General features: G+C 52.4%; 24 protein-coding genes and 2 pseudogenes. 11 read left to right on the top strand and 15 right to left on the bottom strand.

Going from position 1 to position 26,963, the window contains the following annotated elements; translation table 11 throughout:
- Positions 1 to 23 precede the first annotated feature (23 nt).
- A complete protein-coding gene (locus J4685_RS10845) occupies positions 24 to 221 on the top strand; it encodes a YbdD/YjiX family protein (RefSeq protein WP_000460619.1) in 198 nt (65 codons plus the stop codon).
- Between the two features lie 35 nt (positions 222 to 256).
- Here J4685_RS10845 and J4685_RS10840 read toward each other — a convergent pair whose 3' ends face one another.
- A complete protein-coding gene (locus J4685_RS10840; protein ID WP_001016853.1) occupies positions 257 to 1,345 on the bottom strand; it encodes an oxidoreductase in 1,089 nt (362 codons plus the stop codon).
- Between the two features lie 126 nt (positions 1,346 to 1,471).
- On the opposite strand from J4685_RS10840, the gene J4685_RS10835 reads away from it, so the two are divergent.
- Entirely contained in the window at positions 1,472 to 2,632 is a 1,161-nt protein-coding gene (locus J4685_RS10835) for a pyridoxal phosphate-dependent aminotransferase (protein WP_001245592.1), read from the top strand.
- Here the strand turns inward: J4685_RS10835 and J4685_RS10830 are convergent, their stop codons facing one another.
- The 4 genes from J4685_RS10830 to dsbG all read right to left on the bottom strand — a co-directional run bounded on the left by J4685_RS10830 (position 2,633) and on the right by dsbG (position 6,589).
- Positions 2,633 to 3,250 (bottom strand): IbrB-like domain-containing protein, encoded by a 618-nt coding sequence (locus tag J4685_RS10830; protein WP_001164759.1) that lies wholly within the window; start codon positions 3,248 to 3,250, stop codon positions 2,633 to 2,635.
- Positions 3,223 to 4,458 (bottom strand): phosphoadenosine phosphosulfate reductase, encoded by a 1,236-nt coding sequence (locus J4685_RS10825; RefSeq protein WP_000118146.1) that lies wholly within the window; start codon positions 4,456 to 4,458, stop codon positions 3,223 to 3,225. The genes J4685_RS10830 and J4685_RS10825 overlap by 28 nt, the downstream gene beginning before the upstream one ends.
- 165 nt (positions 4,459 to 4,623) lie before the next feature.
- The gene (gene citR, locus J4685_RS10820) at positions 4,624 to 5,526 is read right to left on the bottom strand and encodes a DNA-binding transcriptional repressor CitR (protein WP_000002504.1); all 903 of its coding nucleotides are present in this window, start codon (positions 5,524 to 5,526) and stop codon (positions 4,624 to 4,626) included.
- A gap of 316 nt (positions 5,527 to 5,842) precedes the next feature.
- Positions 5,843 to 6,589, bottom strand: coding sequence for a thiol:disulfide interchange protein DsbG (gene dsbG / locus J4685_RS10815; RefSeq protein WP_000597122.1), 747 nt, complete (start codon positions 6,587 to 6,589; stop codon positions 5,843 to 5,845).
- A 440-nt stretch (positions 6,590 to 7,029) separates the two neighbouring features.
- Here dsbG and ahpC point away from each other — a divergent pair, with 440 nt between their 5' ends.
- From ahpC to J4685_RS10785, 6 genes are all read left to right on the top strand, one after another.
- Complete coding sequence (gene ahpC / locus J4685_RS10810) at positions 7,030 to 7,593, top strand: alkyl hydroperoxide reductase subunit C (RefSeq protein WP_000052802.1); 564 nt, start codon at positions 7,030 to 7,032, stop codon at positions 7,591 to 7,593.
- Between the two features lie 241 nt (positions 7,594 to 7,834).
- Positions 7,835 to 9,400: an alkyl hydroperoxide reductase subunit F gene (gene ahpF, locus J4685_RS10805; protein ID WP_000887650.1), complete on the top strand. Its 1,566-nt coding sequence runs from the start codon at positions 7,835 to 7,837 to the stop codon at positions 9,398 to 9,400.
- A 332-nt stretch (positions 9,401 to 9,732) separates the two neighbouring features.
- Positions 9,733 to 10,293, top strand: coding sequence for a molecular chaperone (locus J4685_RS10800; protein ID WP_000377429.1), 561 nt, complete (start codon positions 9,733 to 9,735; stop codon positions 10,291 to 10,293).
- A complete protein-coding gene (locus tag J4685_RS10795; RefSeq protein ID WP_000064326.1) occupies positions 10,286 to 12,565 on the top strand; it encodes a molybdopterin-dependent oxidoreductase in 2,280 nt (759 codons plus the stop codon). The genes J4685_RS10800 and J4685_RS10795 overlap by 8 nt, the downstream gene beginning before the upstream one ends.
- Positions 12,562 to 13,119 (top strand): 4Fe-4S dicluster domain-containing protein, encoded by a 558-nt coding sequence (locus J4685_RS10790; protein ID WP_001250381.1) that lies wholly within the window; start codon positions 12,562 to 12,564, stop codon positions 13,117 to 13,119. Before J4685_RS10795 ends, J4685_RS10790 begins: the two co-directional genes overlap by 4 nt.
- Positions 13,119 to 13,886, top strand: a complete 768-nt coding sequence (locus tag J4685_RS10785; RefSeq protein WP_000417104.1) for a dimethyl sulfoxide reductase anchor subunit family protein — start codon at positions 13,119 to 13,121, stop codon at positions 13,884 to 13,886. The genes J4685_RS10790 and J4685_RS10785 overlap by 1 nt, the downstream gene beginning before the upstream one ends.
- Before the next feature lie 67 nt (positions 13,887 to 13,953).
- Here J4685_RS10785 and uspG read toward each other — a convergent pair whose 3' ends face one another.
- Entirely contained in the window at positions 13,954 to 14,382 is a 429-nt protein-coding gene (gene uspG / locus J4685_RS10780) for a universal stress protein UspG (RefSeq protein ID WP_000278499.1), read from the bottom strand.
- A gap of 222 nt (positions 14,383 to 14,604) precedes the next feature.
- On the opposite strand from uspG, the pseudogene J4685_RS10775 reads away from it, so the two are divergent.
- Positions 14,605 to 15,842: pseudogene (locus J4685_RS10775) on the top strand (zinc-dependent alcohol dehydrogenase).
- Between the two features lie 82 nt (positions 15,843 to 15,924).
- On the opposite strand, the gene rnk reads toward J4685_RS10775, so the two are convergent.
- The 9 genes from rnk to citC form a co-directional block, all read right to left on the bottom strand.
- On the bottom strand, positions 15,925 to 16,335 hold the full coding sequence (gene rnk / locus J4685_RS10770) for a nucleoside diphosphate kinase regulator (RefSeq protein WP_000089748.1): 411 nt from the start codon (positions 16,333 to 16,335) through the stop codon (positions 15,925 to 15,927).
- A gap of 234 nt (positions 16,336 to 16,569) precedes the next feature.
- Positions 16,570 to 17,376 carry a ribonuclease I gene (gene rna, locus J4685_RS10765; protein WP_001092588.1) on the bottom strand — a complete coding sequence of 269 codons (807 nt, stop codon included), beginning with the start codon at positions 17,374 to 17,376 and terminating at the stop codon, positions 16,570 to 16,572.
- A gap of 109 nt (positions 17,377 to 17,485) precedes the next feature.
- The gene (locus J4685_RS10760) at positions 17,486 to 18,991 is read right to left on the bottom strand and encodes an anion permease (protein WP_000059033.1); all 1,506 of its coding nucleotides are present in this window, start codon (positions 18,989 to 18,991) and stop codon (positions 17,486 to 17,488) included.
- Positions 18,992 to 19,028: 37 nt separating this feature from the next.
- Positions 19,029 to 19,925, bottom strand: coding sequence for a triphosphoribosyl-dephospho-CoA synthase CitG (gene citG / locus J4685_RS10755; RefSeq protein ID WP_000982665.1), 897 nt, complete (start codon positions 19,923 to 19,925; stop codon positions 19,029 to 19,031).
- Positions 19,897 to 20,448 (bottom strand): citrate lyase holo-[acyl-carrier protein] synthase, encoded by a 552-nt coding sequence (citX, locus tag J4685_RS10750; RefSeq protein ID WP_001236076.1) that lies wholly within the window; start codon positions 20,446 to 20,448, stop codon positions 19,897 to 19,899. The genes citG and citX overlap by 29 nt, the downstream gene beginning before the upstream one ends.
- Before the next feature lie 3 nt (positions 20,449 to 20,451).
- The gene (citF, locus tag J4685_RS10745) at positions 20,452 to 21,981 is read right to left on the bottom strand and encodes a citrate lyase subunit alpha (RefSeq protein WP_000192319.1); all 1,530 of its coding nucleotides are present in this window, start codon (positions 21,979 to 21,981) and stop codon (positions 20,452 to 20,454) included.
- Between the two features lie 9 nt (positions 21,982 to 21,990).
- Positions 21,991 to 22,899 (bottom strand): aldolase/citrate lyase family protein, encoded by a 909-nt coding sequence (locus tag J4685_RS10740; protein ID WP_000622338.1) that lies wholly within the window; start codon positions 22,897 to 22,899, stop codon positions 21,991 to 21,993.
- Positions 22,896 to 23,192: a citrate lyase acyl carrier protein gene (gene citD, locus J4685_RS10735; RefSeq protein ID WP_000700687.1), complete on the bottom strand. Its 297-nt coding sequence runs from the start codon at positions 23,190 to 23,192 to the stop codon at positions 22,896 to 22,898. The genes J4685_RS10740 and citD overlap by 4 nt, the downstream gene beginning before the upstream one ends.
- Entirely contained in the window at positions 23,189 to 24,265 is a 1,077-nt protein-coding gene (gene citC / locus J4685_RS10730; protein WP_000467871.1) for a [citrate (pro-3S)-lyase] ligase, read from the bottom strand. The genes citD and citC overlap by 4 nt, the downstream gene beginning before the upstream one ends.
- A 384-nt stretch (positions 24,266 to 24,649) precedes the next feature.
- Here citC and dpiB point away from each other — a divergent pair.
- Positions 24,650 to 26,311, top strand: a pseudogene (gene dpiB / locus J4685_RS10725) (sensor histidine kinase DpiB).
- Positions 26,280 to 26,960: a two-component response regulator DpiA gene (dpiA, locus tag J4685_RS10720; protein WP_000138779.1), complete on the top strand. Its 681-nt coding sequence runs from the start codon at positions 26,280 to 26,282 to the stop codon at positions 26,958 to 26,960. The pseudogene dpiB and the gene dpiA overlap by 32 nt, the downstream one beginning before the upstream one ends.
- Positions 26,961 to 26,963 lie beyond the last annotated feature (3 nt).

Here is a 26,963-nt window from a genome sequence, read left to right as displayed (position 1 = left end):
CGTTTGGATGACAGGTGACAACGATGTTCGATACGCTTTCGAAAGCCGGAAAATATCTGGGACAGGCCGCAAAAATGATGATTGGCGTGCCAGACTACGACAACTATGTGGAACATATGCGCATAACGCATCCGGATCAGACGCCGATGACCTATGAAGAATTTTTCCGCGAGCGGCAGGATGCGCGCTATGGTGGAAAAGGCGGCGCGCGTTGCTGCTGAGTGTTGCCAGGCCTGATAAACGCAACGTCACCAGGCTATATTCTGAAAAATTCAACTTTTTCAAACGCCGCACGCAGGGTGTCTGGCGTTAACGTCACCGGTAAATAGTGGATGGATTCGACCGGGCGCAGGGTATGCGCGATGACCCTATCGATCTCGACGGTGTTATGAATATCCACGTCCAGTTCGCTAAGCCGGGCCGGCAGATGAAATCGCCGGTACGCTGTAATCAATTGCGCCAGCACGTCATCTTGTCCCGGTAGCGCGCTTTGCACCAGAATGCCATAAGCCACTTTCGTTCCGTGCAGGAATTTTTCCGTTTGCGGCAGGACGGTCAGACCGTTGTGTACCGCATGGGCGGCGGCGACACGGGTATAGCGTTCCCCGAGGCCGCCGACCATACCGCCGCCAGCAATAATCGCATCCACCACGTCGCAAAATGCCTGGGTCAGCCGACGCTGCTGTTTATCCGCTAATGCTTGTTCGCTGCTGGTCAGCAGGAGATCGCGAATAGCGCACGCGCTGTTAATGCCCAGTCTTACGGTCAATGGCAACGTTTCAGGCTGCGGCGCAAGCACAACGGCTTCATACCATTTCGCCAGCGTATCGCCAATGCCAGCTAACAGATAGTCATCGGGCGCCTGCAGAATAATGCGCGGTTCGACCAGCACCAGAAAATTGGCATCATCAAAAATTTCGAACTGTAACGCCTGTCCCGCGTCGTTATACCAGACGGAAAGCGGTGTCCAGGCGGCGCAGGTTGCCGCGATTGTCGGGATAGCGACAAACGGCAGCGCCAGACGGCGGGCGAGCGCTTTGGCGGTATCGAGCAGCGCGCCGCCGACGACGCCTATCACCACCTGACGATCGTCGTTGCAGGCGTGCGCCAGTTGGGCAACATGGCGTTCGCTACAATGGCCGGTAAACGGCAGATGCTTTGCGCCAGCACGTTCAAACGCTTCCGGCAGGTAAGGCCGGGCGGCGGCAATCGCGCGTTCGCCGTACACCCAAACGGCGTGGGAAAGCTGTTCCGGCGTGAAAAAGTCGGTCAGTCTTTCGAGGCTTCCAGCATGGGAAAAATAATTCGCCGGGCCGGTAACGACGCGGATCTCAGTGTGGTTCATGTTGTGTTGTCCTTAGGGTCTTCTCACCGTTGTTATTATATTTAGACATCTAAACGTCTTGATTGCCAAATACTAACACCCTGTGATAGTGTGTCAACAACCACATCACTGGCGGGTATGAAGATAATGAGAAATAACCCACTGATTCCAAAAAGCAAATTGCCCAATCTTGGTACCACGATTTTTACGCAAATGAGCGCGCTGGCGCAGAAACATCAGGCAATAAATTTATCGCAAGGCTTCCCTGATTTTGATGGTCCTCGTTATTTGCACGAGCGGTTGGCTTATCATGTCGCGCAGGGCGCGAATCAATATGCGCCGATGACGGGCGCGCAGGCGCTGAGGGAGGCCATTGCCGATAAAACGGCGGAAATATATGGTTATCGACCCGATGACGTAAGTGATATCACCGTCACGGCGGGCGCGACAGAAGCGCTGTATGCGGCGATTACCGCGCTGGTGCGGGCAGGGGATGAGGTTATCTGTTTCGATCCCAGTTACGACAGCTATGCCCCGGCCGTGGCGCTTTCCGGCGGCGTGTTAAAACGCATAGCGCTTACACCGCCGCATTTTCGCGTCGACTGGCAGGCGTTTTCGGCGTTGCTTAGCGAGCGCACGCGGCTGGTGATCCTCAATACGCCGCATAATCCCACCGCTACCGTCTGGCGTCAGGCGGATATCGAGGCGCTGTGGCAGGCTATCGGCGAGCGGGAAATTTATGTATTAAGCGATGAAGTGTACGAGCATATTTGTTTTGCCGCCGAAGGTCATGCCAGCGTATTGGCGCACCCTCAGTTACGAGAGCGGGCGGTTGCCGTTTCATCGTTTGGTAAAACCTTTCATATGACGGGATGGAAGATTGGTTACTGCGTTGCGCCTGCGGCTATTAGCGCCGAAATACGCAAAGTTCACCAGTACCTGACGTTTTGCGTCAATACGCCGGCGCAACTGGCGCTGGCGGATATGCTGCGCGCCGCGCCGGAACACTATCGCGCGTTACCCGATTTTTACCGGAAAAAACGCGATGTGCTGGTTAACGCGCTGGCGCAAAGCCGATTAAAAGTACTGCCCTGTGAAGGTACCTATTTTCTTTTAATCGATTACAGCGCAGTGTCGACGCTAAATGACGTTGAGTTTTGCCAGTGGCTAACCGAAGAAGTCGGTGTCGCCGCTATTCCGCTCTCTGTCTTTTGCGCCGCCCCTTTCCCGCATCAGCTTATACGTTTATGTTTCGCTAAACAGGAATCAACGCTGCTGGCCGCCGCAGAGCGCCTGTGTAAACTGTAGTTATTTAACCGTCCACGCTCTGGAGAATCGACGGTCTGCAAAAAGTTCCTGCAGTCCGTTGATCTGTTTCAGGCGCAGGACTTCATCGGCGTCCATACCTAACTCCTGTCCGATTTTGCTCTCGTCCCAGCCTAGCTGAGAAAGTTCGCGTACGATTTCGGACATGGCGTGGATCTGGTGGCGTCCGCGCGCGCGGTTATGCCGGATGGTTGCCGCCATCCGTTCGTGACGTTCTCTGTCCAGACACGCTACCGGCAGATAACCTTTCAGGCGCCTTTTCAGGACCGCTTTTCCTTTGCCCAACTCATGACGGTGAAAGCCGTCTACAATCTCGTATTCCTCCGTATTGGCCTTTACCACCACAATCGGCTGAGTAAACCCATCTTTTTCAATTGATTTAAGCAGCAATTTTTTCTCCGGCGGCGCAACGTTATTCGGGTTGTAGTCATTAGGCGAAATATGATCGTTTTTCACCCACAGGACACAATCGACAGGCTCATCGCGAAAAGGACTAACGTTATGTATCGCCATTCTAAATTCATTAATGGCGGCGATCCTTTCCTCTTCAGGCAGTCCAGAGAGAAAGTGAGTTATTTCGGTTGTGAGTCGGTGTTGCATAAGATCCCCCATTCCTGGCGTTTAGCTTTCATGCGTTCGTTATAACGCTGGTAACTCTTAGGTTTTGTCGGACTGAATGACAGCGCCCGGCACCAGTAATCATTGTTCAGTAATACTTTGCAGATCCGTCGCCATGACGGAATATCCCGCGATCCGATATCGCCCTGCTGCGTCTGTGGAATGGTGTTCATGCCTTTTTTCTTATACCACTGCAAATAAACGGCGATTTTATTACGGTAATGTTCGGCAGTGACTTCAGGCATACTGTGTAGCAGGAGCAGCGCGTACTCTTCCCAGTTAAGGTGATCGGGTTTTAAAATTTTCCGGTGGCCGTAAAAATGGCTGTCCTGCCCGGCGTATATTCCTCCGCTGAGTACGCCGCTGACTCTGGCGCACATGGCCGCCCAGCGCTCAGGTTCGATAACATGATACAGCCATAACCCCTGCCGTTGTTCCGGGCCGAATGGTTCGCAAATACGCATGTAACGGACCGGTACGCCAGCCTGATACATCAAATTATACAAGGGGTTACATGATTTACCTGTTTTGGCGAACCAGGTCCAGATATCTGCGGTTTTCCAGTCATAGATGGGGTAGATATACCAGGTGTGCCCCTTGGGGGCCAACGTGGTCCAGGGCTTATCGTCGGCAAAGCGCAGCTTATGCGAGTTAGCGATAGCGACAAACCGGTTATAGGATTCGTCGGAACGAATACCGACCAGCATAGCGGCAGGGCGCTTTTCTGAAGACCAGTCGGCAAAATCGCGAACGAACTGTTCAAAAGTCATGCCGTGTTGATAAAAGGAAAAAAAGGCCGGATCGGTAATCGCATCTTCTGGCGGTTGTCGTACCCAGTCGGTTCCCGGCTGCCAACACTGCCACTCCGGCTGGTATTGTGAAAGGGAATTTTGTGTGGTTAAGGGTAATGCGACCCAATAAAAACGCTCAATAACGTCCGCGTAGTATTCACGTAACGATTCAATATAAGCGATAGTACAGGAGAATTGCGCTTCCCAGTCAATGAAAAGAACGTGGATCTTTTTATTCATTTTGCGCGCCAACGTTGCCGTCAGGTGCAGCATAAGTCCTGAATCTTTACCACCAGAAAATGAGACGCAGACCCGGGGTAAAGTTTCCAGGGGCCATGTTATACGCTCTTGAGCCGCTTCCAGAACATTTTGCTCAAGCGGAACTTTATAAACCGACATCTCTGGATAGTCTCCAATGTGTTAACTACAATATATTCGCAATAATTAACATAAAGGATAATCTGATTATATGAACTTGCAATGTCTTATTATATTCTCTAAGTAAATACATTCTACGAATGTATACACTTAATTTATATTATTACTCGTTCTCTGATCTCCTTATTAACGCTTTTTTGTGATGTGCTCAATGAGCTCAGCAAATCCGCTATTATTCAGCGAAGCTCTATTGTACATAAGATAGAATTGTATAGGAGCAGTGGTAAAAGGTGTGGCGACTTTTTTAAGTTTGATAGAGGAAGAGTAATAGTCAACAAATGTTTGTGGTAAAAAACCAATAAGCTCCGTGGAGCTGATGGAGTTGGCGATAGTCATCACCGATTTGCTTCTTAAACCAATTATTCTCTCCCCCAGCACATCATCTATAAGTGAATGATACTCTTTCATACCGGTTGCTCGGGAGACGAGTTGCGTAAATGACTCTTGTAGAATTTCATCGATAGTGGCGGTGTCGCCTAGTCGGGGATGATTTTCACTGCAAACCAGGATACATTCTAGCCTATTAAAGTGAGTACAAACAATAGAACGATTATTAAGTGGGGCCATTGAAACCACAACATCTGCTTTGCGGTAGGCAAGCAGATCTTCAGGCAGTTCGTCAGTGGTCAAAATGTCGTGATGTTCAATTTCAACCTGTGGATCTTTGCGGATATATTTAACTAATTTCATCGCATATTGGGTGATCAACATCTGTGGGCTGTAGATAATAAATTTTTTCTTCAGACTGGACTGATTCATTATATTAATAGTTTGTTCCAGGCTGTTAAGGTTATTTTCTAAATGATAATGTAAATTAATGCCTGTTACGGTAGGCGTAATTCCTTTGCCTGAGCGAATAAATAGAGGATCATTGAATTGCGTGCGCAGGCGTTGCAATGACTGACTGACGGCAGAAGGTGTAATATAGAGTGTTTCCGCTGCTTTGCTAATGCTTAAATGTTGATAAATACATTCAAATATAACCAACAGGTTAAGATCAAATTTTTTAAGGTCGTAAAGGTTAGCCATAGTATCTTCCCGGCATTATCATTGTATCTTCCATGATTATGACTTAATCTCAATAATTTACCAGAATTATGTTTATTAAACTTAATGTAGAGTTTATTTAAACTAAAATACCACAGTTATGAATATTTTAGCGAGTAAATAATTACGGTAAAGGCGGACATAACGTACCCTGATATAATCACGCCGTTAGCCTAAAAAGGCTGTGCCGGATGACATTTTGGTCTGGCGTCGCGTTAATACCGGGAGGAGGTTGGCCCGACAAACGCAGCGCTATCGGGCGGGGTACGGTTAAGCTTCTGCCTTGCTAATTTCTGCGTTAAGGCTGCCCCATCATGGCGTCCAGTTGCGCTTTTTCCGGTAAACCAACAACCTGTTGCAAAATCTTATCTTTATTCATGTAATAAATTGCTGGCGTCGCGTTAGCGCCAAGATCGTCCATTAACTGCTGATTCTGATTAATGACTTTCATCTGCGCCGGGGGGATGGACGCAGGAACCTCCAGCTTCATCTTTCCTGCGGAGGCTTCATAGTCATGCCAGGTTTTCGCCGGGTCTTTCGCGGCTAAAATCGCTGCGGCTGTGGCCGGGCTTTCCGGTTTAATCACGCCGACCAGTAATGTGCGTAATTGTACCTTGCCGGATTCGACCCACGGACGAGCTTGTTGCCAAAACTGCTTACAATAGGGGCAGAAAGGATCGGCAAAGACATACAGCACCACCGGCGCGTCTTTTTTACCGTCGAGTATCCATGACGCTTTTTCCATTTTCTGCCACATTTCACGTCCGGCTGGCGCATAGATCTCTTTTTCTATCAGGGCGTTGCTAAGATTTTCACCTTTTTCATTATACATATAGCCGGAAATCGCGTGTTTACCGTCCGGCGTCAGATAAATCGTGACGCCCATATCCTGATACTTTCCGAGATAGCCCTTCATGCCCCCCGGCGCCTCGAAGGATTTCAGGATAGTTATACCCTGTTTTTCGATGGCTTTAACCGGCGCAGGCAGTTCTTCCGCGTGGGCGAGAATGGGCAGCATAGCAAGCAGCAATGTACGTTTAATCATATTTTTTCCTTTTAATATCAAAGCGAAAAGAGTATTAATGATGATGCCTATCGCAGACATAGGTAAGAGCTGGCGTGCCAGGATTGCCCTTTCTATGCTGGGGTGATGTAATCCTTTTCGCTGTTACAGCCTTTGTTAAGGTAATGTAGAGCGCAACACTTAGCCAGCATATACGCTATGGATTTCGAGTGGCAGGCAATACGCCTGCCATTTGCAAGACGAGTCGTACTGGCTCTGAAGTTACCTACGGGTAGTTCAGGTAATGGGGCCGCCTGTCAGGCGGCCTTTTTACTTTAGATGGCTGACAGGGCGCAGTGTTCACAATGTCGCCCGAATCGGGTTGTTAGTTAACGCTTATTGATTTGATAATGGAAACGCATTAGCCGAATCAGCAAAATTTCGTTAACTTACTCCTCAACGAAAACACGGAGGAAGTATAGATGTCCTTAATTAACACCAAAATCAAACCTTTCAAAAACCAGGCGTTCAAAAACGGTGAATTCATTGAAGTCACCGAGAAAGATACCGAAGGCCGCTGGAGCGTCTTCTTCTTCTACCCAGCCGATTTTACCTTTGTTTGCCCGACTGAACTGGGTGACGTTGCCGACCATTACGAAGAACTGCAGAAGCTGGGCGTAGACGTTTATTCCGTCTCAACCGATACTCACTTCACGCACAAAGCATGGCACAGCAGCTCTGAAACTATCGCAAAAATCAAATATGCGATGATCGGCGACCCGACTGGCGCCCTGACCCGTAACTTCGACAACATGCGTGAAGATGAAGGTCTGGCAGACCGTGCGACCTTTGTTGTTGACCCGCAGGGTATCATCCAGGCGATCGAAGTTACCGCTGAAGGTATCGGCCGTGACGCGTCTGACCTGCTGCGTAAAATTAAAGCAGCACAGTATGTTGCCGCTCACCCAGGCGAAGTATGCCCGGCGAAATGGAAAGAAGGTGAAGCGACTCTGGCTCCATCTTTAGACCTGGTCGGTAAAATCTAAATTTCCGTCGTCTTTCACGCCATAGCTGCGTTGGCGTCGCCTGCTCACCCCGGTCACTTACTTCAGTAAGCTCCCGGGGATTCTCAGGCTAGCCGCCTTACTCTGACGTGAAATACTTTGGAAATTGTTTCAGTCATGGGCGCACCCGCGCCCATTTCATTTCAGCACCATGACGCAAGTTGCATTAATGCAGTCCCGCGAAGTCGGCTTGCATGATGATGTTTTCAGAGAGGGAAGAAGAATGCTCGACACAAATATGAAAACCCAGCTCAGGGCTTACCTTGAGAAACTGACCAAACCTGTTGAGCTGATTGCCACGCTGGATGACAGCGCTAAATCGGCGGAAATCAAGGAACTGCTGGCTGAAATCGCCGAGCTGTCCGACAAAGTCACGTTTAAAGAAGACAATACTCTGCCGGTGCGCAAGCCGTCTTTCCTGATTACGAATCCGGGTTCTCAGCAAGGGCCGCGCTTTGCCGGTTCTCCGCTGGGCCACGAATTTACCTCGCTGGTTTTGGCGCTGCTGTGGACCGGCGGTCATCCGTCAAAAGAAGCGCAGTCGCTGCTGAAGCAGATTCGCGATATTGACGGTGATTTTGAATTCGAAACTTATTATTCACTCTCCTGTCATAACTGCCCGGACGTAGTGCAGGCGCTGAACCTGATGGCGGTGCTGAACCCGCGTATTAAACATACGGCAATTGATGGCGGCACCTTCCAGAACGAAATCACCGAACGTAACGTGATGGGCGTTCCGGCGGTGTTTGTCAACGGTAAAGAGTTCGGCCAGGGACGTATGACTCTGACCGAGATTGTCGCTAAAGTGGATACTGGCGCAGAAAAACGCGCGGCGGAAGCGCTGAACAAACGCGATGCGTATGACGTGCTGATTGTCGGCTCCGGCCCGGCGGGCGCGGCGGCGGCGGTCTACTCGGCGCGCAAAGGCATCCGTACCGGTCTGATGGGCGAGCGCTTCGGCGGTCAGGTGCTGGATACCGTGGATATCGAAAACTATATCTCGGTGCCGAAAACCGAAGGCCAGAAACTGGCGGGCGCGCTGAAAGCGCATGTCAGCGATTACGACGTTGACGTTATCGACAGCCAGAGCGCAAGTAAACTGGTTCCGGCCGCGACAGAAGGTGGCCTGCATCAGATTGAAACGGCGTCCGGCGCAGTATTGAAAGCGCGCAGTATCATCATCGCCACCGGCGCGAAATGGCGCAATATGAATGTGCCGGGCGAGGATCAGTATCGCACCAAAGGCGTCACCTATTGCCCGCACTGCGACGGTCCGTTATTTAAAGGGAAGCGTGTGGCGGTCATCGGCGGCGGCAACTCCGGCGTTGAAGCGGCTATCGATCTGGCAGGTATTGTAGAACATGTTACGTTGCTGGAGTTCGCGCCGGAGATGAAGGCGGATCAGGTGCTACAGGACAAAGTGCGTAGTCTGAAAAATGTCGATATCATTTTGAATGCGCAAACGACAGAAGTGAAGGGCGACGGTTCGAAAGTGGTGGGACTGGAGTATCGTGACCGTGTCAGCGGCGATATTCATAGCGTCGCGCTGGCAGGGATTTTTGTGCAGATTGGTCTGTTGCCGAATACCCACTGGCTGGAAGGCGCGCTTGAGCGTAACCGCATGGGCGAGATCATTATTGACGCCAAATGTGAAACCAGCGTTAAGGGCGTCTTCGCCGCAGGCGATTGTACCACCGTTCCTTACAAACAGATTATCATCGCCACCGGCGAAGGGGCGAAAGCCTCGTTGAGCGCCTTTGATTATCTGATTCGCACCAAAATCGCATAAAAAGAAGTAAGCACACCTGCAAGGCCAGTTAACTGGCCATCGTAAATGGCCCGATAGTGTAAGCTATTCGGGCCTGCGGCGTTTATGCCTGGGGAACGCCACTGGGTAAAACACGTTCTTCATTATCAATACTCTGAAACCGTCTGTTAATAACAGACGGTTTTTTATTTCAACGGTCTTCTGTTTTTAAACTTTGAAACAATAAAAAAGTCTTCTACGGATTTAACTGGAATTTTTCTGTTTTTTTATCAAAGAAAGATTAAGCGCTTCCGTTAACATGCCCATTCTTTTTTCTTGATTTATATTGCATTTGTATGTGAGGTTATTTATTCATGGATTCAATCTATGAATCACTGACGGAATTAGAAAAAACAGGGCTTACATTGCGTGATTTTTTTAATTCTCATGATAGTCATTCACTGAAATCTGCCTACGTGAGATTAAATCCATCTGCTGCGGTAAACCTTACCGACCGGGCGTGGCTGGAAGCGGAGTATGACTTTAATGCGCTATTCGTCGGCCCTGGCAAGCTGCTGGCTGCGCCTTTCGCTTCAGTGTATCTGGAAGAGGATGCGCTGGTGATGGGAAAGGCGACGCTGGAGATACGGGATTTTATGGCAGCGTTGGGATTATCGGCTAATCAGGAAAGCAATATTCCTGACGATCATATTTCCTGCGTGCTGGAATTGACCACACTATTACTGGCTAATACCCGGCAAACGTCACAATACCGCTCTACCCTCACTCAATATATCAATAACTATTTAACAAAGTGGGTGCCATTATATATCGAAAAAATAAAAACTCATGCACAAACGACCACGTTATATACGGTGGCGGACATCTTATTTTATTGGTTTGATGAATTAAAACGAGAGTATCAATATGAGTAATGAGACGGGACATCTGAACAGACGTTCTTTTTTAAAGGGGATAGTGGCGCTGGGCGCCGTTGCGGCTTTACCCGGAGGATTACTGACCTCCCGATGCGCGCTTGCGCAGCCGCCTGTTCCCTTTAACCCTAAAACGTACAAAATTTATCGTAACGCGTGTCCGCGTAACTGCTATGACACCTGTAGCCTCAAGACGTGGGTAAAGGACGGGGTCATTACTTTCGTGGAAGGTGCGCCGGAATCAACATTTACTCACGGTACGCCTTGCGTCAAAGGGTTGAGCTATCCGCGCCGGGTTTATAGTCCCGATCGTATTAAATATCCCATGGCGCAGGACGTTCGCGGTAGCGGCAACTGGCGTCGCATCTCATGGGAAGAGGCGATGCAGCGTATTGCCGCCAAAATGCTGGAGATTAAGAAAAAAGACAGTTCTATGCTCGGTCTGGCGCTGACCAAATATTCCGGTAAGTTTGGCGTGCTGAACTATGCCGTTGAAGGGATGATGTCCTCGCTTGGCTATACCACCCGTTTTGCCGGTACGCCGTGCTGGCCTGCCGGTATTGACGCGCAAAACTACGACATGGGCGACATGTGGTGTAACGACCCGGAAGATATGGTGAAAGCAAAATACATCATTATCTGGGGCGCGAACCCAGCCTGGTGCTCAATGCACTCCATGAAATATATCTATCAGGCGCGCGAGAAAGGGGCGAAGGTCGTGGTTATCGACCCGCTGCTGTCGCAGACTGCCGCCAAAGCCGATCTCTACCTGCGCGTACGGCCTGGCTCAGACGGCGCGCTGGCGCTGGGGATGGCGCGCCATCTGGTGGATAAGGGCCTGGTGGATCAGGATTTTGTCAACAACGACGCTCATGGCTATCCGGAATTTGAAGCCTATCTGCGTAACCATGTAACCGTGGAGTGGGCGGCAGAAATCTGCGGGTTGTCGGCACAGGTGATTCGTCAACTGGCGGAAGAGTTTACGGCGGTTAACCCGGCCACGGCCTGGATTGGTTACGGGATGCAGCGTCATGTCAACGGCGGCGCCAACGTTCGCGCTATCGATGCCTTTGTCGCTATGTCCGGCAACATCGGTGTCGAAGGCGGCGGCGCGCGTTATGGCCATCTGCATACCTGGGGCTTTAACTATAACGCCATGCTGCAGAAGCCGCCGGTGGGCGCTATTGGCATACCGGGAGCGGCGGGCACCACCAGTGAATTCGGGGCTGCCGCTGGCAGCGACGCCGTGCAGTACTCCGATCGCTCTCTGAATATTAACCAGACGGCGCAGGGGATTCTGGAGGCCAACGATCCGCCGGTTCGTATGCTGTGGGTCGCCTGTAAAAACCCGTTTGCCCAGGATTTCGATCGCAGCAAGATGAAAAAAGCGTTTGAAAAACTGGAAATGGTGGTCTGCGCCGATCAGTTCTTCAACGAAACGGTGCAACACGCTGATATCGTGCTGCCCGTTACCACCGCGTTTGAAGAGTGGAACGTGGATGCTTCTTACTGGCACTACTGGCTTTCCATTAATCAGCCGGCGATTAAGCCGATGTATGAAGCAAAATGCGACCTTGAAATCGCTACCATGCTGTCGCGCACCATTAATAAGATGGCGCCGGGTTCCTGTACCTTCCCGCAAGAGTTCGATCACAAGCGCTGGCTGGATCAGGAGTTCAACGACGGTATGGCGAAAATGTTCGGCATCTCTTCCTGGGACGATCTGCTGGACGGGCCAAAAAAAGCGATCCTGCCAAGCTCTGCCGCCTGGTACGATCGCAAGTTCAAAACGCCGTCAGGCAAGTATGAATTTAAATCTGAACTGGCGGAGAAAAACGGCCACACCGCGCTGCCGGAATACAAACCGGAAGCCGAGAGCAAACTGCCTTTCCATCTGTTTACGCCGCACGTGCAGTTTGGCCTGCACTCGCAGTTTATCAACCTGGACTGGATGCAGGTGTTCTATCCGGAACCGTTTGTTTATATCCATCCTTCTTCCGCGAAGAAAAAAGGCATTAGCGAAAATGACCGGGTCAAAGTTTTCAACAACATTGGCGAGGTGGAACTGCGGGCAAAAGTCACCACTAACGTGCCGGAAGATTTTCTGGTGATGTATGAAGCGTGGTTCCCGAAACGGCAGTACAACGTGCAAAACGTCGTGGCCGATACGCCTGCTGATATGGGGCTGATGAAAACTGGCGCGCCGGGCGCCGCTATCCACAGTCAGTTTGCTGACGTTGTATTGATCGGTAAAGGGGAATCCGTAGCATGAGACGTGCGTTTTTAGTGAATAGCGATAAGTGCATCGGCTGCCGCGGCTGTGCTATGGCGTGTAAAAGCTTTAACCAACTGGAGCCGGATCGCTTCTGGCGCTACGTTTATCCGTTGGATAAAGACATCTATCCACATGAAGAGCGGGCGTTTTACTCGCTGGCCTGTAACCACTGCGAACATCCGGCCTGCGTCGCCGCCTGTCCGGTCGAAGCCTATACCAAACGTGAAGATGGCGTGGTGGTGCATAACCCTGAGCGCTGCATCGGCTGTAAAAACTGTATTCGTAACTGTCCTTATGGCGCGCCGCGTTTTAATGAAGAGACGCGTAAAGCGGAAAAATGCAGTATGTGCTACGAGCGTCTTGATATCGGTATGAATCCGGCGTGCGTGAACGCCTGTCCGGTGGGCGCCTTGTCGATTATCGATTTGGATGCCGATCCTGTGCCCGATAATGCGGTGCAGTATCCGCCAGGGTTCCCGCATATGCCACAGCTCAATCCAGGAACGCGCTTTATTCTGGCGCGCCAGCCTAAGCAGCCGGAGGACAAGTAATGGAAAAATATGAACTGCCGCTGGTGTTTTTTACGGTATTAAGCCAGATGTCTGTCGGGATGGCTTTGGTACTGACATGGCGTACGCTGCGTGGTGAAGTGGAAGGCCAGCGTTTCTATTGGTTGGCCACCGGGCTGGTGCTGGCATTGGCGTCTATTGCCGCGATTCTGCATCTGGCGCATCCCGATCGCGCTTATAATGCGCTGATTAACCTGCGACATGCCTGGTTAAGTCGGGAAATCCTTGGCGCCACGTTGTTTGGCGCAGCGGTCGGCGTAACGTTCCTGGCAAAGGGACATAAAGCGATGGCTCTTATCGCCTCCGTGTTCGGCGTGTTACTGGTGGCGGTGCAGGGGATGACCTACGCCGCGCCAGCGATGGTAGCTATCGCTAATGGATTTACCATGCTGTTATTTTTTATTACGGTATGGGTCATGGGTTGCGCGGCGATTCCGCTGTTAAGACTCAGGCCTGCCGTTCCTGCGTTACGCCAGGGAATTGTGGTGTGTATCGCGGTACTTATCGCGGCGCCGCTGGTGTGGTTAAGCGGGGGAACGGTCATGCAGATGACGGCGCGTTCATGGCTGGCTTCCCCGTTTTATCTGGCAAGCCTGGTTTGCCTTGCGCTCGCTTTTGTCGCCAGCCGTCACGGTGATTCGCGCCCGAAACTCCTGTTCGTCTTGTTATTCGTTGGCGTATTTCTGAGTCGGCTGGTCTTTTTTGGCGACACGGTGAGTACTATTGTGAATATCGGGCATTTGTACTAACGATGATGCAGTAAAAAGCCCTGCCAGGCGTGACCTGGCAGGGCGTGTCAGTTTTTAGCCACCAGGGTTAACGCACAACCAATACTGGCAGCGTCGCATGGCGCACCACGCTTGAGGCGTTAGACCCCAACAGGTGTGTCGTGATAGACGGATTACGCGAACCGATTACCACGACATCCGCATCCAGTTCTTCGCCCATCTCATTGACGACATCGCGCACGCTACCAAAGCGAACATGCGTTTTAATTCGTGAAGGATCGATACTGAAGTGTCCCACCATCGTTTGCAGACGCGTTTCCGCCTCATGCTGTAAATGTTCTTCAAAGCGACGCACGTCGGCGGCAAAGCGGTGCAGACTCATGCTCGCGGACCCAGGCAGTACATGCAACAGATGAATGACGCCATCCTGTTGCGCCAGAAACTCAGCGTGGCGAATGGCTTTATCGCTAAGTTCCATTTCAAAAACATCAACCGGCATAATGATTGTCTTATACATACCCGTTACTCCCTGTTAATCAATACTGAATTTATTCAAGCATATAATAATGTTTCTTTCTGCTATTTGTCTGGCAATTTTAAATATTGCGACAACCTGACGTTAAAAAAGTCGTGTATTTTCCAGGAAAAATCCTAAAGCCGCCTGTTTTTCCGGCAGTCTCTCCGGGATAGCTACCCTTTTATAGTCGAACGCAACATTCACCGTTACCCCGGAGGCTGCATGAAAGCATTGACGTATCACGGTCCACATCACGTAAAGGTTGAAAACGTACCCGATCCCGGCATTGAGCAGCCTGACGATATCATTTTGCGTGTTACCGCCACCGCGATTTGCGGATCTGATTTGCATCTCTATCGCGGCAAGATCCCACAGGTAAAACATGGTGATATTTTCGGCCATGAATTTATGGGCGAGGTGGTGGAAACCGGACATGATGTGAAGAATATTCGGAAAGGGGATCGGGTTGTTATCCCGTTCGTCATTGCTTGTGGCGACTGCTTTTTCTGTCGACTACAGCAATATTCAGCGTGTGAAAACACTAACGACGGACACGGCGCGGCGATGAATAAAAACAGATCCCGCCGCCGGCGGCGCTGTTTGGTTATAGCCATCTGTATGGCGGCGTTCCCGGCGGACAGGCCGAATATGTTCGCGTGCCAAAAGGTAATGTCGGTCCATTTAAGGTGCCGCCGCTGTTATCTGACGATAAAGCGCTGTTTCTTTCTGATATTTTGCCTACCGCCTGGCAGGCGGCAAAAAATGCCCAGATTCAGCAAGGTTCCAGCGTGGCGGTTTTTGGCGCAGGGCCGGTAGGATTACTGACTATCGCCTGTGCGCGACTGCTGGGCGCGGAGCAGATCTTCGTCGTTGATCACCACGCCTGGCGCCTGCGTTTCGCCGAAGAACGTTACGGCGCGATACCGATCAACTTCGATGATGAGAACGATCCGGCGGAAAAAATCATCGAGCAGACGGCAGGACACCGCGGCGTGGACGCGGTAATTGATGCCGTAGGCTTTGAAGCGAAAGGCAGCATGACGGAGACGGTGCTGACGAACCTTAAACTGGAAGGCAGCAGCGGCAAAGCGCTGCGACAATGTATCGCGGCGGTCAGACGCGGCGGCGTGGTCAGCGTGCCCGGCGTGTATGCCGGTTTTATTCACAGCTTTTTATTCGGCGACGCCTTTGATAAGGGGCTAACTTTTAAAATGGGTCAAACCCATGTTCACGCGTGGCTGGGGGAATTATTACCGCTTATTGAAAAAGGGTTGCTGAAGCCGGAGGAGATTGTCACGCACTATATGCCGTTTGAAGAGGCGGCGCGCGGCTACGAAATTTTCGAAAAACGCGAAGAAGAGTGCCGGAAGGTTATCCTGGTGCCGGGAGCGATGTCGGCACAAGCGGCGCAGAAACAGGCGACGGGAGTAATCAACCCGATGCCAGGCGGCGTTGTCTGAAGCAGGCAGAAATGAAAGAGCTAACGGAAAGAGGATGCGCAGGCATCCTCTGTGTAAACGCATTAACGCTTATGCAGATGGTTTAACGCAGGAAGTCGCCCGCGGCTTCAGGCTGATATTCGAGTTCCAGCACTTCGAGATGGGTGGAGGCGCCGCCCGGCAGTTCCCAGTGAATGGTGTCGCCGACGCGCAGTCCCAGCAACGCCGCGCCGACGGGCGCCATTACCGAAAGCTGGGTACTGCTGTCCGTCATATTGGCGGGGTACACCAGCGTCCGCACGCGTGTTTCACCATCGCTCAAATTGCGGAATTTAACGCGGCTGTTCATGGTGACGACATCGTTCGGCATCTCTTGTGGGGAACACATTTGAGCGCGATCCAGTTCGGCGTTGAGCGCGTCGGCAATCGGCAGATCCGCATACGCAGGCTGTTCCAGAAGACGATCAATACGTTCGGCGTCAAGGTCGTTAATGATAATAGTGGGTCTGGACATTTCTTACTCCATGTCATCGATACTGCGAGTAGTGCAGGTAAATGGTCCCAAAAGAAAACCCTCACCGTCTGGCGGCGAGGGTTTAACTCTCATGATGATACTGAGACTTACCCCGTCTTTGAAGTGATTTAGTTCACATTCGGGTAAATCCTCAAACGTCATAGCCCTGAGTGAATTTTAGTCTACATTCGGGCGTGTTCTCAAATGTAGCTACGGTTTTAAACCTCTGCTTCGTCAATAACCGGCTTTATCGATAATAAACTGTTTCCCGCAGTTGCCGGGATGCGGCTGCGGCTGGAATGAGGCAGAGGAGAGCGGGGCGTTAATCATCGACGCCTTTAATGAAAACTGAATCTCTGTTAAATAGGCGGGATTGCCATGGCAGTTTACTTTAACGGCTTTGACATTATCCTGGCCCCACGTTTGTGCGACGACGCTATCAAACTCAGCGCGGCTAACGGTCTTGCCGTAATTATCCGCCAGAAACTGCCCCAGCGCGCTGTCTTTTATCGCCTTATCCAGCCGTATCATGGTGCCGAAATAGGCATTGGGATCAAACCCGAAACAGGCGCCATGTTTGGCATATTCGTAGCGCTCCAGACAGGAATTCCCCCCCGCGCCGGGCATCACTTCCTTAAGCGCTGTCGCGATGTCAGGCGAAAGTCCGGGGGCGGGGGCGGAGCATTTCCGGCTGGCCTTGACTTCAGGCAGATTCGGGATTGGCCGCGTCGCACAACCAAAGCGCTGCCAGCGTCTCTGGTCAACACCGCGTGCGGCGATAGATTTGGGTAATCCTGGCCACAGGCCGTGGACGGTCAGAAAGTCTGCTTTGTTGGCTGGCTCTTTTTGCAGACGGCACTCATCGGGTTCCCGATGGCGGCGTTCATGCTGGCTTTGACAAAAACCGGTTTGCCAGGAAAGCGCCAGCACATAGTCAGTGAAATCACCGTACTGTTGCGCCTGAAGTTCGTCGGCGTTGGCGGCAAAAATCGGGGTTAAGAGGACAGCCAGCAGCGGACTGTAATGCCATATTGTGTTCATGATGAATTCGATAATTTATAGACATTATGAATGTTACTCATTTAATCATAAAAAATGCCGCTCAGGTGAACCTGAACGGCATCATTTTTAACCTACGTTGGCGTAATGTTTAATTCCACATTGCCAGAATCGGCCAGCCCACCAGCAACAGCATCGCGATATAGATAACGCCAAAGATTGCGCCAAGCCGCCAGTAGTCTCTGGATTTCACGTAACCGCAGCCGTAGATAATCACACCAGGGCCGGTGGCATACGGCGTCAGACAGCCCATGATACCGATAGACAGCACCAGCAGAATACACAGTTGTTCCATCGGAACGCCCGGAATGCCTTTACCCACCGCCAGAATGACCGGCAGCATGGTCGCGGTGTGAGCGGAAAGACTGGCGAACAAATAGTGCGCGAAATAGAATACCAGTACCAGTACCAGTACCAGTACCAGTACCAGTACCAGTACCAGTACCAGTACAATGACGGTTGCATCCGGCGAGAAACCTTCCAGATGCGTACTCATGGTATTGGCGAACCAGTCAATAAAGCCGGAGCGGGTTAAGCCATTGGCCATGACCACCAGCGTAGCGAGGTTCACCAGGGTGTTCCAGGCGCTGTTGTAGCGCGTAATGTCTTTCCACGGCACAACATGCAGCGCCAGCATCAGCGAGACGGCCAGCAGACCCACGGCAGTGGCGTTGATGATTTTTCCACCAAAAACCCACAATCCTAAGCTAAGCAGCACCAGGCCAATCAGCGTCCACTCTTTGCGGGACAGACGCCCCATGTTTTTTAACTCGCCGCCAGCCCAGGCCGCGACTTCCGCACTGTGGGTCACTTCAGGTTTATAAAGTACATAGGAGAGCCACGGCGCAACGATCAGTAAAATAATCCCTACCGGCAGAAAGCTGAGAAACCACTGCAGCCAGCTAATCTGGACGCCGGCGATCTTGCTGACGAACTCCAGACCTAACACGTTTGGCGCCGCGCCAGTGACAAACATCGAAGAGCTCAGGCTGGTACTGATCACCATCATCCACATCAAATAACCGCCGATGCGGCGTGCGGAAGGATCGTTTGGAAACGATTTAAACAGCGGCGGCAGGTTCTTGATGACCGGGAAGACAGTCCCGCCGGTACGAGCCGTATTGGAGGGAGTAAACGGCGCCAGCAAAATATCGATAATGACAATCGCATAGCCGAGCGTCAGCGTGCGTTTACCCATGAATTTTACCAGAAACAGCGCAATGCGGCGCCCCAGCCCGGTCACTTCGTAGCCCAGCGCGAAAATAAACGCGCCGAAAACCAGCCAGACCGTGGTGCTGGAGAAACCGGCAAGCCCCCATTTCAGCGCCTGTTTACTGGCTTTAAACGCCGGATCGGCCAGTTCTGAAGCGTCAAATAGCAGGTAATTGCTGCCGATAACGCAAATGGTTACGGCGATAAAACTGATCGCTGTCGCCGGGATCGGCTCCAGGATCATACCGACAATCATCGCGACGAAAACCGCAAAATAGTGCCAGGCCTGCGGCGGCATACCATCTGGAACAGGAATTAGCAACATGACGCCCATCACCACTAATGGGGCCAACAACTTCCATATATTATCTTTGGATAAAGACATAAATGACTCTCCGGAAAGGATATTTTCTATAATTGTGTTAATGATTAACTTGCGAAATTTGCGCTAAAAACCAGGTCACGATCAGCAGGTCGGCGCTACCGCCTGGGCTGAGATTGCGTTCAATGCATTGCTGATCGAACCGGTGGAGATAAACGAGATCGTCAGGCGTCCGTATGCCGCCCTGATGTAATAAGAACGCCGCGTGCTGCTGTAGCCAGCGCAGACCGTCCGCGCCGCCGCGCGACGCGACGTTGGTATCGCCGTTAAGCGACATCAGCAGCAGTAAGGTATCAAGCAGCGCCAGATCCGGATCGCGCCCCTGCGCCAGTAATGCGCGGTAGTGCGGCAACGCGTGGCGGATGACCAGCGGATAGCCCGCTTCCGCTTCACCGCGCGCGCCGGTTAATCCCTGTTGCTGATACAGCCGCTGACCTGCGGTGAGCAGTAGGTTGTTCTGGCGCAGTTCGCGCGTAGTCAGGCCGCGGCAAAAATCGGCGGCGGTAGCGCAGAGGGTTTCTGCGGCGATCGGCTGGCGTAGCTGATACAGGCGGCCAATGGCGGCGCACAGTAACCCCAGCGAGAAAATGCTGCCTTTATGGGTATTGACGCCCGCCGTTGCGCGAAACATCGCTGCTTCACAGGCCATCCCCAATGGACGCAGGCCCGCCAGAACCGACTCTGGCGGCAGGCGCGTGCAGCTGGCGCCATATTCCATAAAGCGCGGCAGCCAGTGTCGAATCGCCTCCGCGCTGCGGTGAAAATCCGCCAGCGCCATATCTTTGTGCGCGCCGCAGTTTAGTCGGTCTACCAGACCGGGTTTTGGCGATAAATTTACCTCGGTCAGCATGGCGCGCCAGGCCAAATCGGCCCAGGCGTCGTACAGCGACCGCGGCTGAATGGAGGCGTTAGTCGGGTTGGCGGGAATCGGCATCATGCAGCAGCGCCTCCATATGAATCAGTAAATCAGTCAGCGCGTGGGTTTTACCCCGCGCGCATTCAGCCGCGCTTTGCCCGCACAGCAGACAGCGGCGGGCGGGAAGCGCGAAATGGCGGCGGGAGAGTATTTCGCCTTTCGCCGTCAGGACGTCGATATCCCACAGGCGCCCCAGTGGATAACGCTGTTCAAGCGTGATGGTCGCCTGTTTGAGCGCCTGAGCGGGCGCGTCAATCGCCAGCAGCCCTTCCGGCCCGCTGGCGGAAACCAGTGCAGCCTGCTCCCGGATAGTCCAGCCATACTCTTCTGCCAGCGTGTGCAGGGCAGTCACGCCGTGATTAAAGATCCGGCGGGTTAACGCGCTGTCTTTCATCGGGCCTGGCGCCACCACGGTAAAGGAGACCAGCGGAGTAGCGTGACGCGTTAGCCAGGCGCGCTGTCTTGCTTGTCTCTCATCCCGGCTGGCGAGCAGCTCAGGAATAGAAACGTCGTGACAGGTGGCGAGTTCAGGAAACAGGCGCATGGCTTATTCCTTCACCTGATGCACCACATCGATCACTGAACCGTCGCGATAACGCACGACAGCAATCACGCGGTCGGTGAATTCGATAGGGCGGGGCTGACCGGTAAGCAGTTGCGCGCGTTCGCGCAGCCACTCAATCGATACCACTTTCATTCCCGCTGCTTGCAGTCGTTCAGCCAGCTCCGGACGCGCCGGGTTGACGGCGATACCGTGATCGGTGACCAGAATGTCGACGCTGGAGCCCGGTGTGACGCAGGTGGTGACGTTATCAACCAGCGTTGGGATGCGACCGCGCACCAGCGGCGCGACGATGATGGACAGCGCCGCCGCGACGGCGGTATCGCAGTGACCGCCGGACGCGCCGCGTAGAACGCCGTCGGAGCCGGTCAGCACGTTAACATTGAAGTGGGTGTCTACTTCCAGCGCGCTCAGTACCACCACGTCCAGACGGTCGACGGAAGCGCCTTTAGAGCCCCAGTTGGCGTACTGGTTAGCGCTGATTTCGATATGGTTCGGGTTGCGGGCCAAAGATTGCGCAGCGTTACGATCGAAGCTCTGAACGTCAAGCAGTTTGCGGATTAAGCCCTTTTCATGCAGGTCGACCATGGTGGCGGTGATACCGCCCAGCGCGAAATTAGCCACAATGTTGCGGCTACGCATTTTGTCTTCCAGGAAACGGGTGACCGCCAGCGATGCGCCGCCGGTGCCGGTTTGCAGGGAGAAACCTTCGTTGAAGTAGCCGGAGTGAGCAATGACTTCCGCCGCGCTGCGGGCGATCAGCAGTTCACGCGGATTAGTGGTCATGCGGGTCGCGCCAGCGCCGATTTTGTTTGCATCACCGACTTCTTCGATTTGCACGATCAGATCAACCTGATCCTGGGCGATGCTTGCCGGGTTATGCGGATACGGCAGCAGTTGCTCCGTCAGCATCACGACCTGCTTCGCGCTGTCGGCATCCACCATCGCGTAGCCCAGTGAACCGCAACAGGCCTTGCCGGTATAACCGTTAGCATTACCGAATTCATCGCAGGAGGGGACGCCAAGAAACGCAACATCAATGTTGAGTTCGCCGCTTTGTACCAGATGCACACGACCGCCGTGGGAGTGAATCTGAACCGGCTCAGCCAGCAGGCCGCGAGAAATTTCTTCCGCCAGCGGGCTGCGCAGGCCTGACGTGTAGATGCGGCTGACCACCCCGTTACGAATGTGTTCAACCAACGGCGCATGGCAGTCGCTCAGCGAGCTGGAGGCCAGGGTCAGGTTTTTGAAGCCCATCTTCGCGATGGTTTCCATCACCAGGTTAATCGTCAGATCGCCGCCGCGAAACGCGTGGTGAAAGGAGACCGTCATGCCGTCGCGTAAACCGGAACGGCGGATGGCCTCTTCCAGGCTGGCGCACAGTTTGTGGTCGCGCGGTTTTTGCGCTTGTAGATCCAATTTTGCCGCACTGTGGTAAGCGCTCAGTTCGCTTTCAGCGTGACGGCTCCAGGCGGCTACGCGATCCTGGCGTTGAGATTCATTTTTCTGCGTCATTTTTTTGCCTTATTCTTCGCGAATACCGGAAAGTTCTGCACGGGAGAGCACCAGACGGGCGCGTTCAATCACCGGGCTGTCGACCATCTTGCCGTTAAGGGAAACGACGCCGAGACCTTCGCGGGCGGCGGCTTCTGCGGCTTCAACGACCAGACGCGCATGGGCGACCTCTTTACGCGTCGGCGCATAAAGGTTGTGCAGCAGTTCTATCTGGCGAGGGTTGATCAGTGACTTACCGTCAAAGCCCAACTGTTTAATGTGGGCGGCTTCTTGCAGGAAACCGGCTTCGTTGTTGGCGTCGGAATAGACGGTATCGAAGGCCTGAATGCCGGCGGAACGCGCGGCCTGCAAAATGGCGCAGCGGGCGAACAGCAGTTCGGTGCCTTCCGGAGAGCGTTCGGTGCGCAGGTTGCGAACATAGTCTTCCGCGCCCAGCGCAATCCCGATCAACCGTTCAGAGGCGTGGGCGATTTCTACCGCGCGGGTAATACCCAGCGGCGATTCCACGGCGGCTAACAGGCCGATACTGCCCGGTTCGTGACCGCAGGCGTTTTCAATGCGCAGAATTTCGTTTTCGATATCAATGACGTCCTGCGCGGTGTCGGTTTTCGGTAAACGCACCACGTCCGCGCCGCCGCGCACGACCGCTTCCAGATCGTTGACTCCCCATTCGGAGTCCAGCGCATTCACGCGGACAATGGTTTCGACGTCACGGTAAAGCGGGTGTTGCAGCGCGTGATATACCAGACGGCGCGCCGCGTCTTTTTCGCGTAATGCAACGGAGTCTTCCAGGTCGAACATCAGCGCGTCGGCCGGATAGATAAACGAATTGCTCACCATCGCCGCGTTGGCGCCCGGTACGAATAACATACTGCGGCGGGTGCGGGTTTTACGTTGTTGCAGAGAGGCGGAAATCATTGGCGATCCTCCCAGGGCAGAGCGGCAATACCGCTGGCGCGCGCCAGTAGCGTTTCCAGTCGGGCGCGCAAAATGCAGTCCAGAGCGCCTTTATCATCGACGTTCAGTTGTACGCCGCGCACGTCGTAGCGAGAAAGCACCTCCAGGATGGTGGCGCGAATGGCCTCGCCAAACTGTTTTTCAATGCTACTGTTGATTTGCAGGTCAATATCCTGCGTATCGAGCGGCGCAATGCGTATCATCACATCGCCGGACTCAAGCGTGCTTGCGACGGCTAGCTGGTTTATTTTCATTTTTCACCTGTTGCTAAGACGGGGGACTTTTGACGGGCTGCCGCGCTGCCCGGATGGCGTTCGACCATGCCCTGTAAATAGCGCAGGGTGGCGTCGGGAACCAGCGGCGCGATAGCCGTGAGATCGTGTTTAACCAGCAGCTTGCGTACCCAGGAGGCGGATATCGGCGTCTCCTGGAAGCAAAGCCGCTCTATTTCCACCAGCGTAATGGGTGGGGCGGGAAGCGTTGGCGTCTCCAGCCAGAAACGCATATCAAGGTTGTACTGGGCGGTAACGGTGCAAAACGGTTCCGTACCAACAAAGCGGTGTGTGATGCCAAGCGCGGGCGCCAGATACTGGCGGAAAATCTTCAGGTCGATTTCGGTATAACAGTGATTAATGACGCTCTGCTCTTTAATGAAATAGCAGGGGAACGTCGCCCGAGAAATAATGTATTCGGAGCCGCGGTGAACGGTTAAGCGCGGGATATCGGTGGTCCCTTTAAGGACCAGATCGAGTCGGTCTTCATAGGGAAAGCGTGATGTATCTTCTTTGACCAGGAACAGATGCAGCCAGTCGCACTGTGCAGCCGCCTGTTGGATCAGATAGCGATGGCCGTTCGTGAAAGGATTGGCGTTCATCACAATACAGCCAATTTTCTTTCCCTCGTGACGTAATGTCGCCAGCGATTCCGCATACCGTTTCAACCGGGTCGCGCTATTTTCCATTAAGACCATCACGCCAGGGACGCTGGCTATCGTCGAAAAGCTGCACTTTTTAAACAGAGCTTCGTATTCCGTTTTGGTATAAATAAAAAGATGGGTGCAGTGCCGTTCCCAGGCGAGATTAATCAATTCCGTCGCCAGCGTTAACGCTAAGCCTTCACCGCGTACTGATTCGCTAATGGCCACGCATTTAATGATATTTCCGGCAATACCGCCGCAGGCAATAAGACGGTCATCACGGCTGACGGTAATAAACACTTCTACAGTGGTATCGACGCTTAAATCATTCTCTTTGAGAAAGTGAGCGATCTCCGCCATTTTTTTATTTTCAGAGCGTTTTACCCGAGTGAATACATTATTGCCAAACATAGTAAGAAATATCCTGGTGATATGCTTGTTGCCACTTTTCTGTATATGTTGCGCTGTGTTGCAACTTGATAACTTTTTCTTTTCAGTCAGAGTGGGAGTATTTTTATGACGAGTTATTTATTTTTCTCTCTGACGTATACATCGTAAGGAGTATTTTGGTGGTAAATTTTGATTTATTTCACAAAGCGTTAGATGGTTTTTTAGTGTTTTATGGTTTTAAGTTTTTTAATTAATTTAATCGCCATTCCGGTAGTGGGTTTTAGTTGTTTAATTGATTTAATGTGGGGAATCTGTAACGATCGGTTTTTATATGCTTCAAGATACTCAAAACATTTTTATTACATTTGCGATAAATCTGTAGAGAAATGCCCATAAGGAACCTTAATGTCCTACCAGAAAAATAAAAAGCTGTTTCCTTTTTTTCGGCAACTCGCGTTTCCGTTACGTATTTTTCTGCTCATTCTGGTGGTTTCTGTTTTCATTGTGGCAGCGTTAGCACAATATTTGTCTGCCAGTTTCGAAGATTATCTGGCATCCCATGTTCGTGACATGGCGATGAATCAGGCAAAAATTATTGCTTCTAACGACAGCATTATCGCTGCCGTAAAAAACCGGGACTATAAACGCCTGGCGATAATTGCGAATAAACTACAGCGCGGGACGGATTTTGACTATGTGGTGATAGGCGATCGCCACTCGATCCGGCTTTACCATCCGAATCCGGAAAAAATCGGCTATCCCATGCAGTTTACGAAACCCGGCGCGCTGGAAAGAGGAGAAAGTTATTTCATTACCGGTAAGGGCTCAATAGGGATGGCGATGCGCGCCAAAACGCCTATCTTTGACAACGAAGGCAACGTGATCGGCGTTGTTTCAATTGGCTATCTGGTCAGTAAAATCGACTCCTGGCGGCTGGACTTCTTATTACCGATGGCGGGGGTTTTTGTCCTGTTGCTGGTGGTATTAATGCTGCTTTCCTGGTTTTTCGCCGCGCATATCCGCCGACAAATGCTGGGCATGGAGCCGAAACAGATTGCGCGCGTGGTACGCCAGCAGGAGGCGTTGTTTAGCTCGGTTTATAAAGGGCTGATCGCCGTTGATCCGGAGGGACATATCACCGCGATTAACCGCAGTGCGAGAAAAATGTTGGGGCTGCCGTCGCCGGGGCGTCAGTGGCTGGGCAAGCTGATAGCGGAAGTCGTCAATCCGGCAGACTTTTTTACCTGCCAGATCGCGGAAAGACGCCAGGACGTGATGGCCAACTTCAATGGCCTGAGCGTCATCGCCAATCGTGAGGCTATCCGTTCCGGCGAGGAGCTGCTGGGCGCTATTATTAGTTTTCGCAGCAAGGATGAAATCGCGACGTTGAACGCGCAGCTAACCCAGATTAAACAGTATGTTGAGAGCCTGCGCACGCTACGCCATGAGCACCTGAACTGGATGTCGACTCTGAACGGCCTGCTGCAAATGAAAGAGTATGATCGGGTCAGAGAGATGGTGCAGGGTGAGTCGCAGGCGCAGCAGCAACTTATTGATAGTTTACGCGGCGCCTTCGCCGATCGTCAGGTGGCCGGTTTGCTGTTTGGCAAAGTTCAGCGCGCGCGTGAACTGGGGCTCAAGATGGTGATTGTTCCCGGCAGCCAGCTACATCAACTGCCGGAGGGGCTGGATAGCACGGAGTTCGCCGCCATCGTCGGGAATCTGCTGGATAACGCGTTTGAGGCGAGTTTGCGTACACAGGAAGGCGACAATACCATCGAACTTTTCCTGAGCGACGAGGGCGACGAGGTGGTAATAGAGGTCGCCGACTAGGGCTGCGGCGTTCCTGAAGCGCTGCGGGAAAAAATTTTTGAACAGGGCGTAAGTACCCGCACTGACGAACCCGGTGAGCATGGTATCGGGTTATATCTGATTGCAAGTTATGTAGGGCGCTGTGGCGGGGTCATTACGCTGGAAGACAATGATCCTTGTGGCACCTTATTTTCTTTATTCCTTCCGAAAGTGAAAAAAAACGATGACAGAACCATTAACCCTATTGATCGTTGAGGATGAAACGCTGCTGGCGGAGATGCACGCAGAATATATCCGCCATATTCCTGGCTTTAAGCAGATATGGCTGGCGGGCAATCTGGCGCAGGCGAGAATGATGATTGACCGGTTCAAACCTGGATTAATTCTGTTGGATAATTATCTGCCGGATGGGAAGGGGATTACGCTGCTGCATGAATTAATGCAGTCGCGCTATCCCGGCGGCGTAGTGTTTACGACCGCCGCCAGTGACATGGAGACGGTAGCGGAAGCGGTACGTAGCGGCGCGTTTGATTATCTGGTCAAACCTATTGCTTATGAGCGTTTGGGGCAGACGCTGACCCGTTATCAACAGCGCAGGCGTATGCTGGCGAGCGCGGATAGCGCAAGCCAGAAGCAGATAGATGAAATGTTCAACGCCTATGCGCGCGGTGAACCAAAAGGGGATTTGCCGACAGGTATTGATGCCTTAACCCTTAATGCGGTGATGAAGCTGTTTGCCGATCCAACCGTACGCCATACGGCTGAAACGGTCGCGCAGGCCTTAACGATAAGCCGCACCACATCCCGACGCTACCTGGAATATTGCGCGAGTCGGCACCTGATTGTCGCAGAGATTATTCATGGCAAAGTGGGCAGGCCGCAGCGTATTTATCACGGCGGCTAAGCC

Source organism: Salmonella sp. 32100201201700099SM (genome assembly GCF_017572645.1).
GTDB classification, from domain to species: Bacteria; Pseudomonadota; Gammaproteobacteria; order Enterobacterales; family Enterobacteriaceae; genus Salmonella; species Salmonella enterica.
The sequence above is the reverse complement of the archived record's forward strand: the minus strand, read 5'-3'. Positions and strand labels throughout refer to the sequence as shown.

Excerpts from the sequence above, each read along its gene's own strand:
- citG (WP_000982665.1), bottom strand. The coding sequence starts at position 19,925 with ATGATGCCGATTCCCGCCAACCCGACTAACGCCTCCATTCAGCCGCGG.
- J4685_RS10825 (WP_000118146.1), bottom strand. The coding sequence starts at position 4,458 with ATGTCGGTTTATAAAGTTCCGCTTGAGCAAAATGTTCTGGAAGCGGCT.
- dpiA (WP_000138779.1), top strand. The coding sequence starts at position 26,280 with ATGACAGAACCATTAACCCTATTGATCGTTGAGGATGAAACGCTGCTG.
- rnk (WP_000089748.1), bottom strand. The coding sequence starts at position 16,335 with ATGTCCAGACCCACTATTATCATTAACGACCTTGACGCCGAACGTATT.
- ahpF (WP_000887650.1), top strand. The coding sequence starts at position 7,835 with ATGCTCGACACAAATATGAAAACCCAGCTCAGGGCTTACCTTGAGAAA.
- citR (WP_000002504.1), bottom strand. The coding sequence starts at position 5,526 with ATGGCTAACCTTTACGACCTTAAAAAATTTGATCTTAACCTGTTGGTT.
- J4685_RS10740 (WP_000622338.1), bottom strand. The coding sequence starts at position 22,899 with ATGATTTCCGCCTCTCTGCAACAACGTAAAACCCGCACCCGCCGCAGT.
- J4685_RS10830 (WP_001164759.1), bottom strand. The coding sequence starts at position 3,250 with ATGCAACACCGACTCACAACCGAAATAACTCACTTTCTCTCTGGACTG.
- citD (WP_000700687.1), bottom strand. The coding sequence starts at position 23,192 with ATGAAAATAAACCAGCTAGCCGTCGCAAGCACGCTTGAGTCCGGCGAT.
- J4685_RS10835 (WP_001245592.1), top strand. The coding sequence starts at position 1,472 with ATGAGAAATAACCCACTGATTCCAAAAAGCAAATTGCCCAATCTTGGT.
- citX (WP_001236076.1), bottom strand. The coding sequence starts at position 20,448 with ATGCGCCTGTTTCCTGAACTCGCCACCTGTCACGACGTTTCTATTCCT.
- J4685_RS10795 (WP_000064326.1), top strand. The coding sequence starts at position 10,286 with ATGAGTAATGAGACGGGACATCTGAACAGACGTTCTTTTTTAAAGGGG.
- ahpC (WP_000052802.1), top strand. The coding sequence starts at position 7,030 with ATGTCCTTAATTAACACCAAAATCAAACCTTTCAAAAACCAGGCGTTC.
- rna (WP_001092588.1), bottom strand. The coding sequence starts at position 17,376 with ATGAACACAATATGGCATTACAGTCCGCTGCTGGCTGTCCTCTTAACC.
- J4685_RS10790 (WP_001250381.1), top strand. The coding sequence starts at position 12,562 with ATGAGACGTGCGTTTTTAGTGAATAGCGATAAGTGCATCGGCTGCCGC.
- citF (WP_000192319.1), bottom strand. The coding sequence starts at position 21,981 with ATGACGCAGAAAAATGAATCTCAACGCCAGGATCGCGTAGCCGCCTGG.
- citC (WP_000467871.1), bottom strand. The coding sequence starts at position 24,265 with ATGTTTGGCAATAATGTATTCACTCGGGTAAAACGCTCTGAAAATAAA.
- J4685_RS10760 (WP_000059033.1), bottom strand. The coding sequence starts at position 18,991 with ATGTCTTTATCCAAAGATAATATATGGAAGTTGTTGGCCCCATTAGTG.
- J4685_RS10845 (WP_000460619.1), top strand. The coding sequence starts at position 24 with ATGTTCGATACGCTTTCGAAAGCCGGAAAATATCTGGGACAGGCCGCA.
- J4685_RS10800 (WP_000377429.1), top strand. The coding sequence starts at position 9,733 with ATGGATTCAATCTATGAATCACTGACGGAATTAGAAAAAACAGGGCTT.
- J4685_RS10785 (WP_000417104.1), top strand. The coding sequence starts at position 13,119 with ATGGAAAAATATGAACTGCCGCTGGTGTTTTTTACGGTATTAAGCCAG.
- J4685_RS10840 (WP_001016853.1), bottom strand. The coding sequence starts at position 1,345 with ATGAACCACACTGAGATCCGCGTCGTTACCGGCCCGGCGAATTATTTT.
- dsbG (WP_000597122.1), bottom strand. The coding sequence starts at position 6,589 with ATGATTAAACGTACATTGCTGCTTGCTATGCTGCCCATTCTCGCCCAC.
- uspG (WP_000278499.1), bottom strand. The coding sequence starts at position 14,382 with ATGTATAAGACAATCATTATGCCGGTTGATGTTTTTGAAATGGAACTT.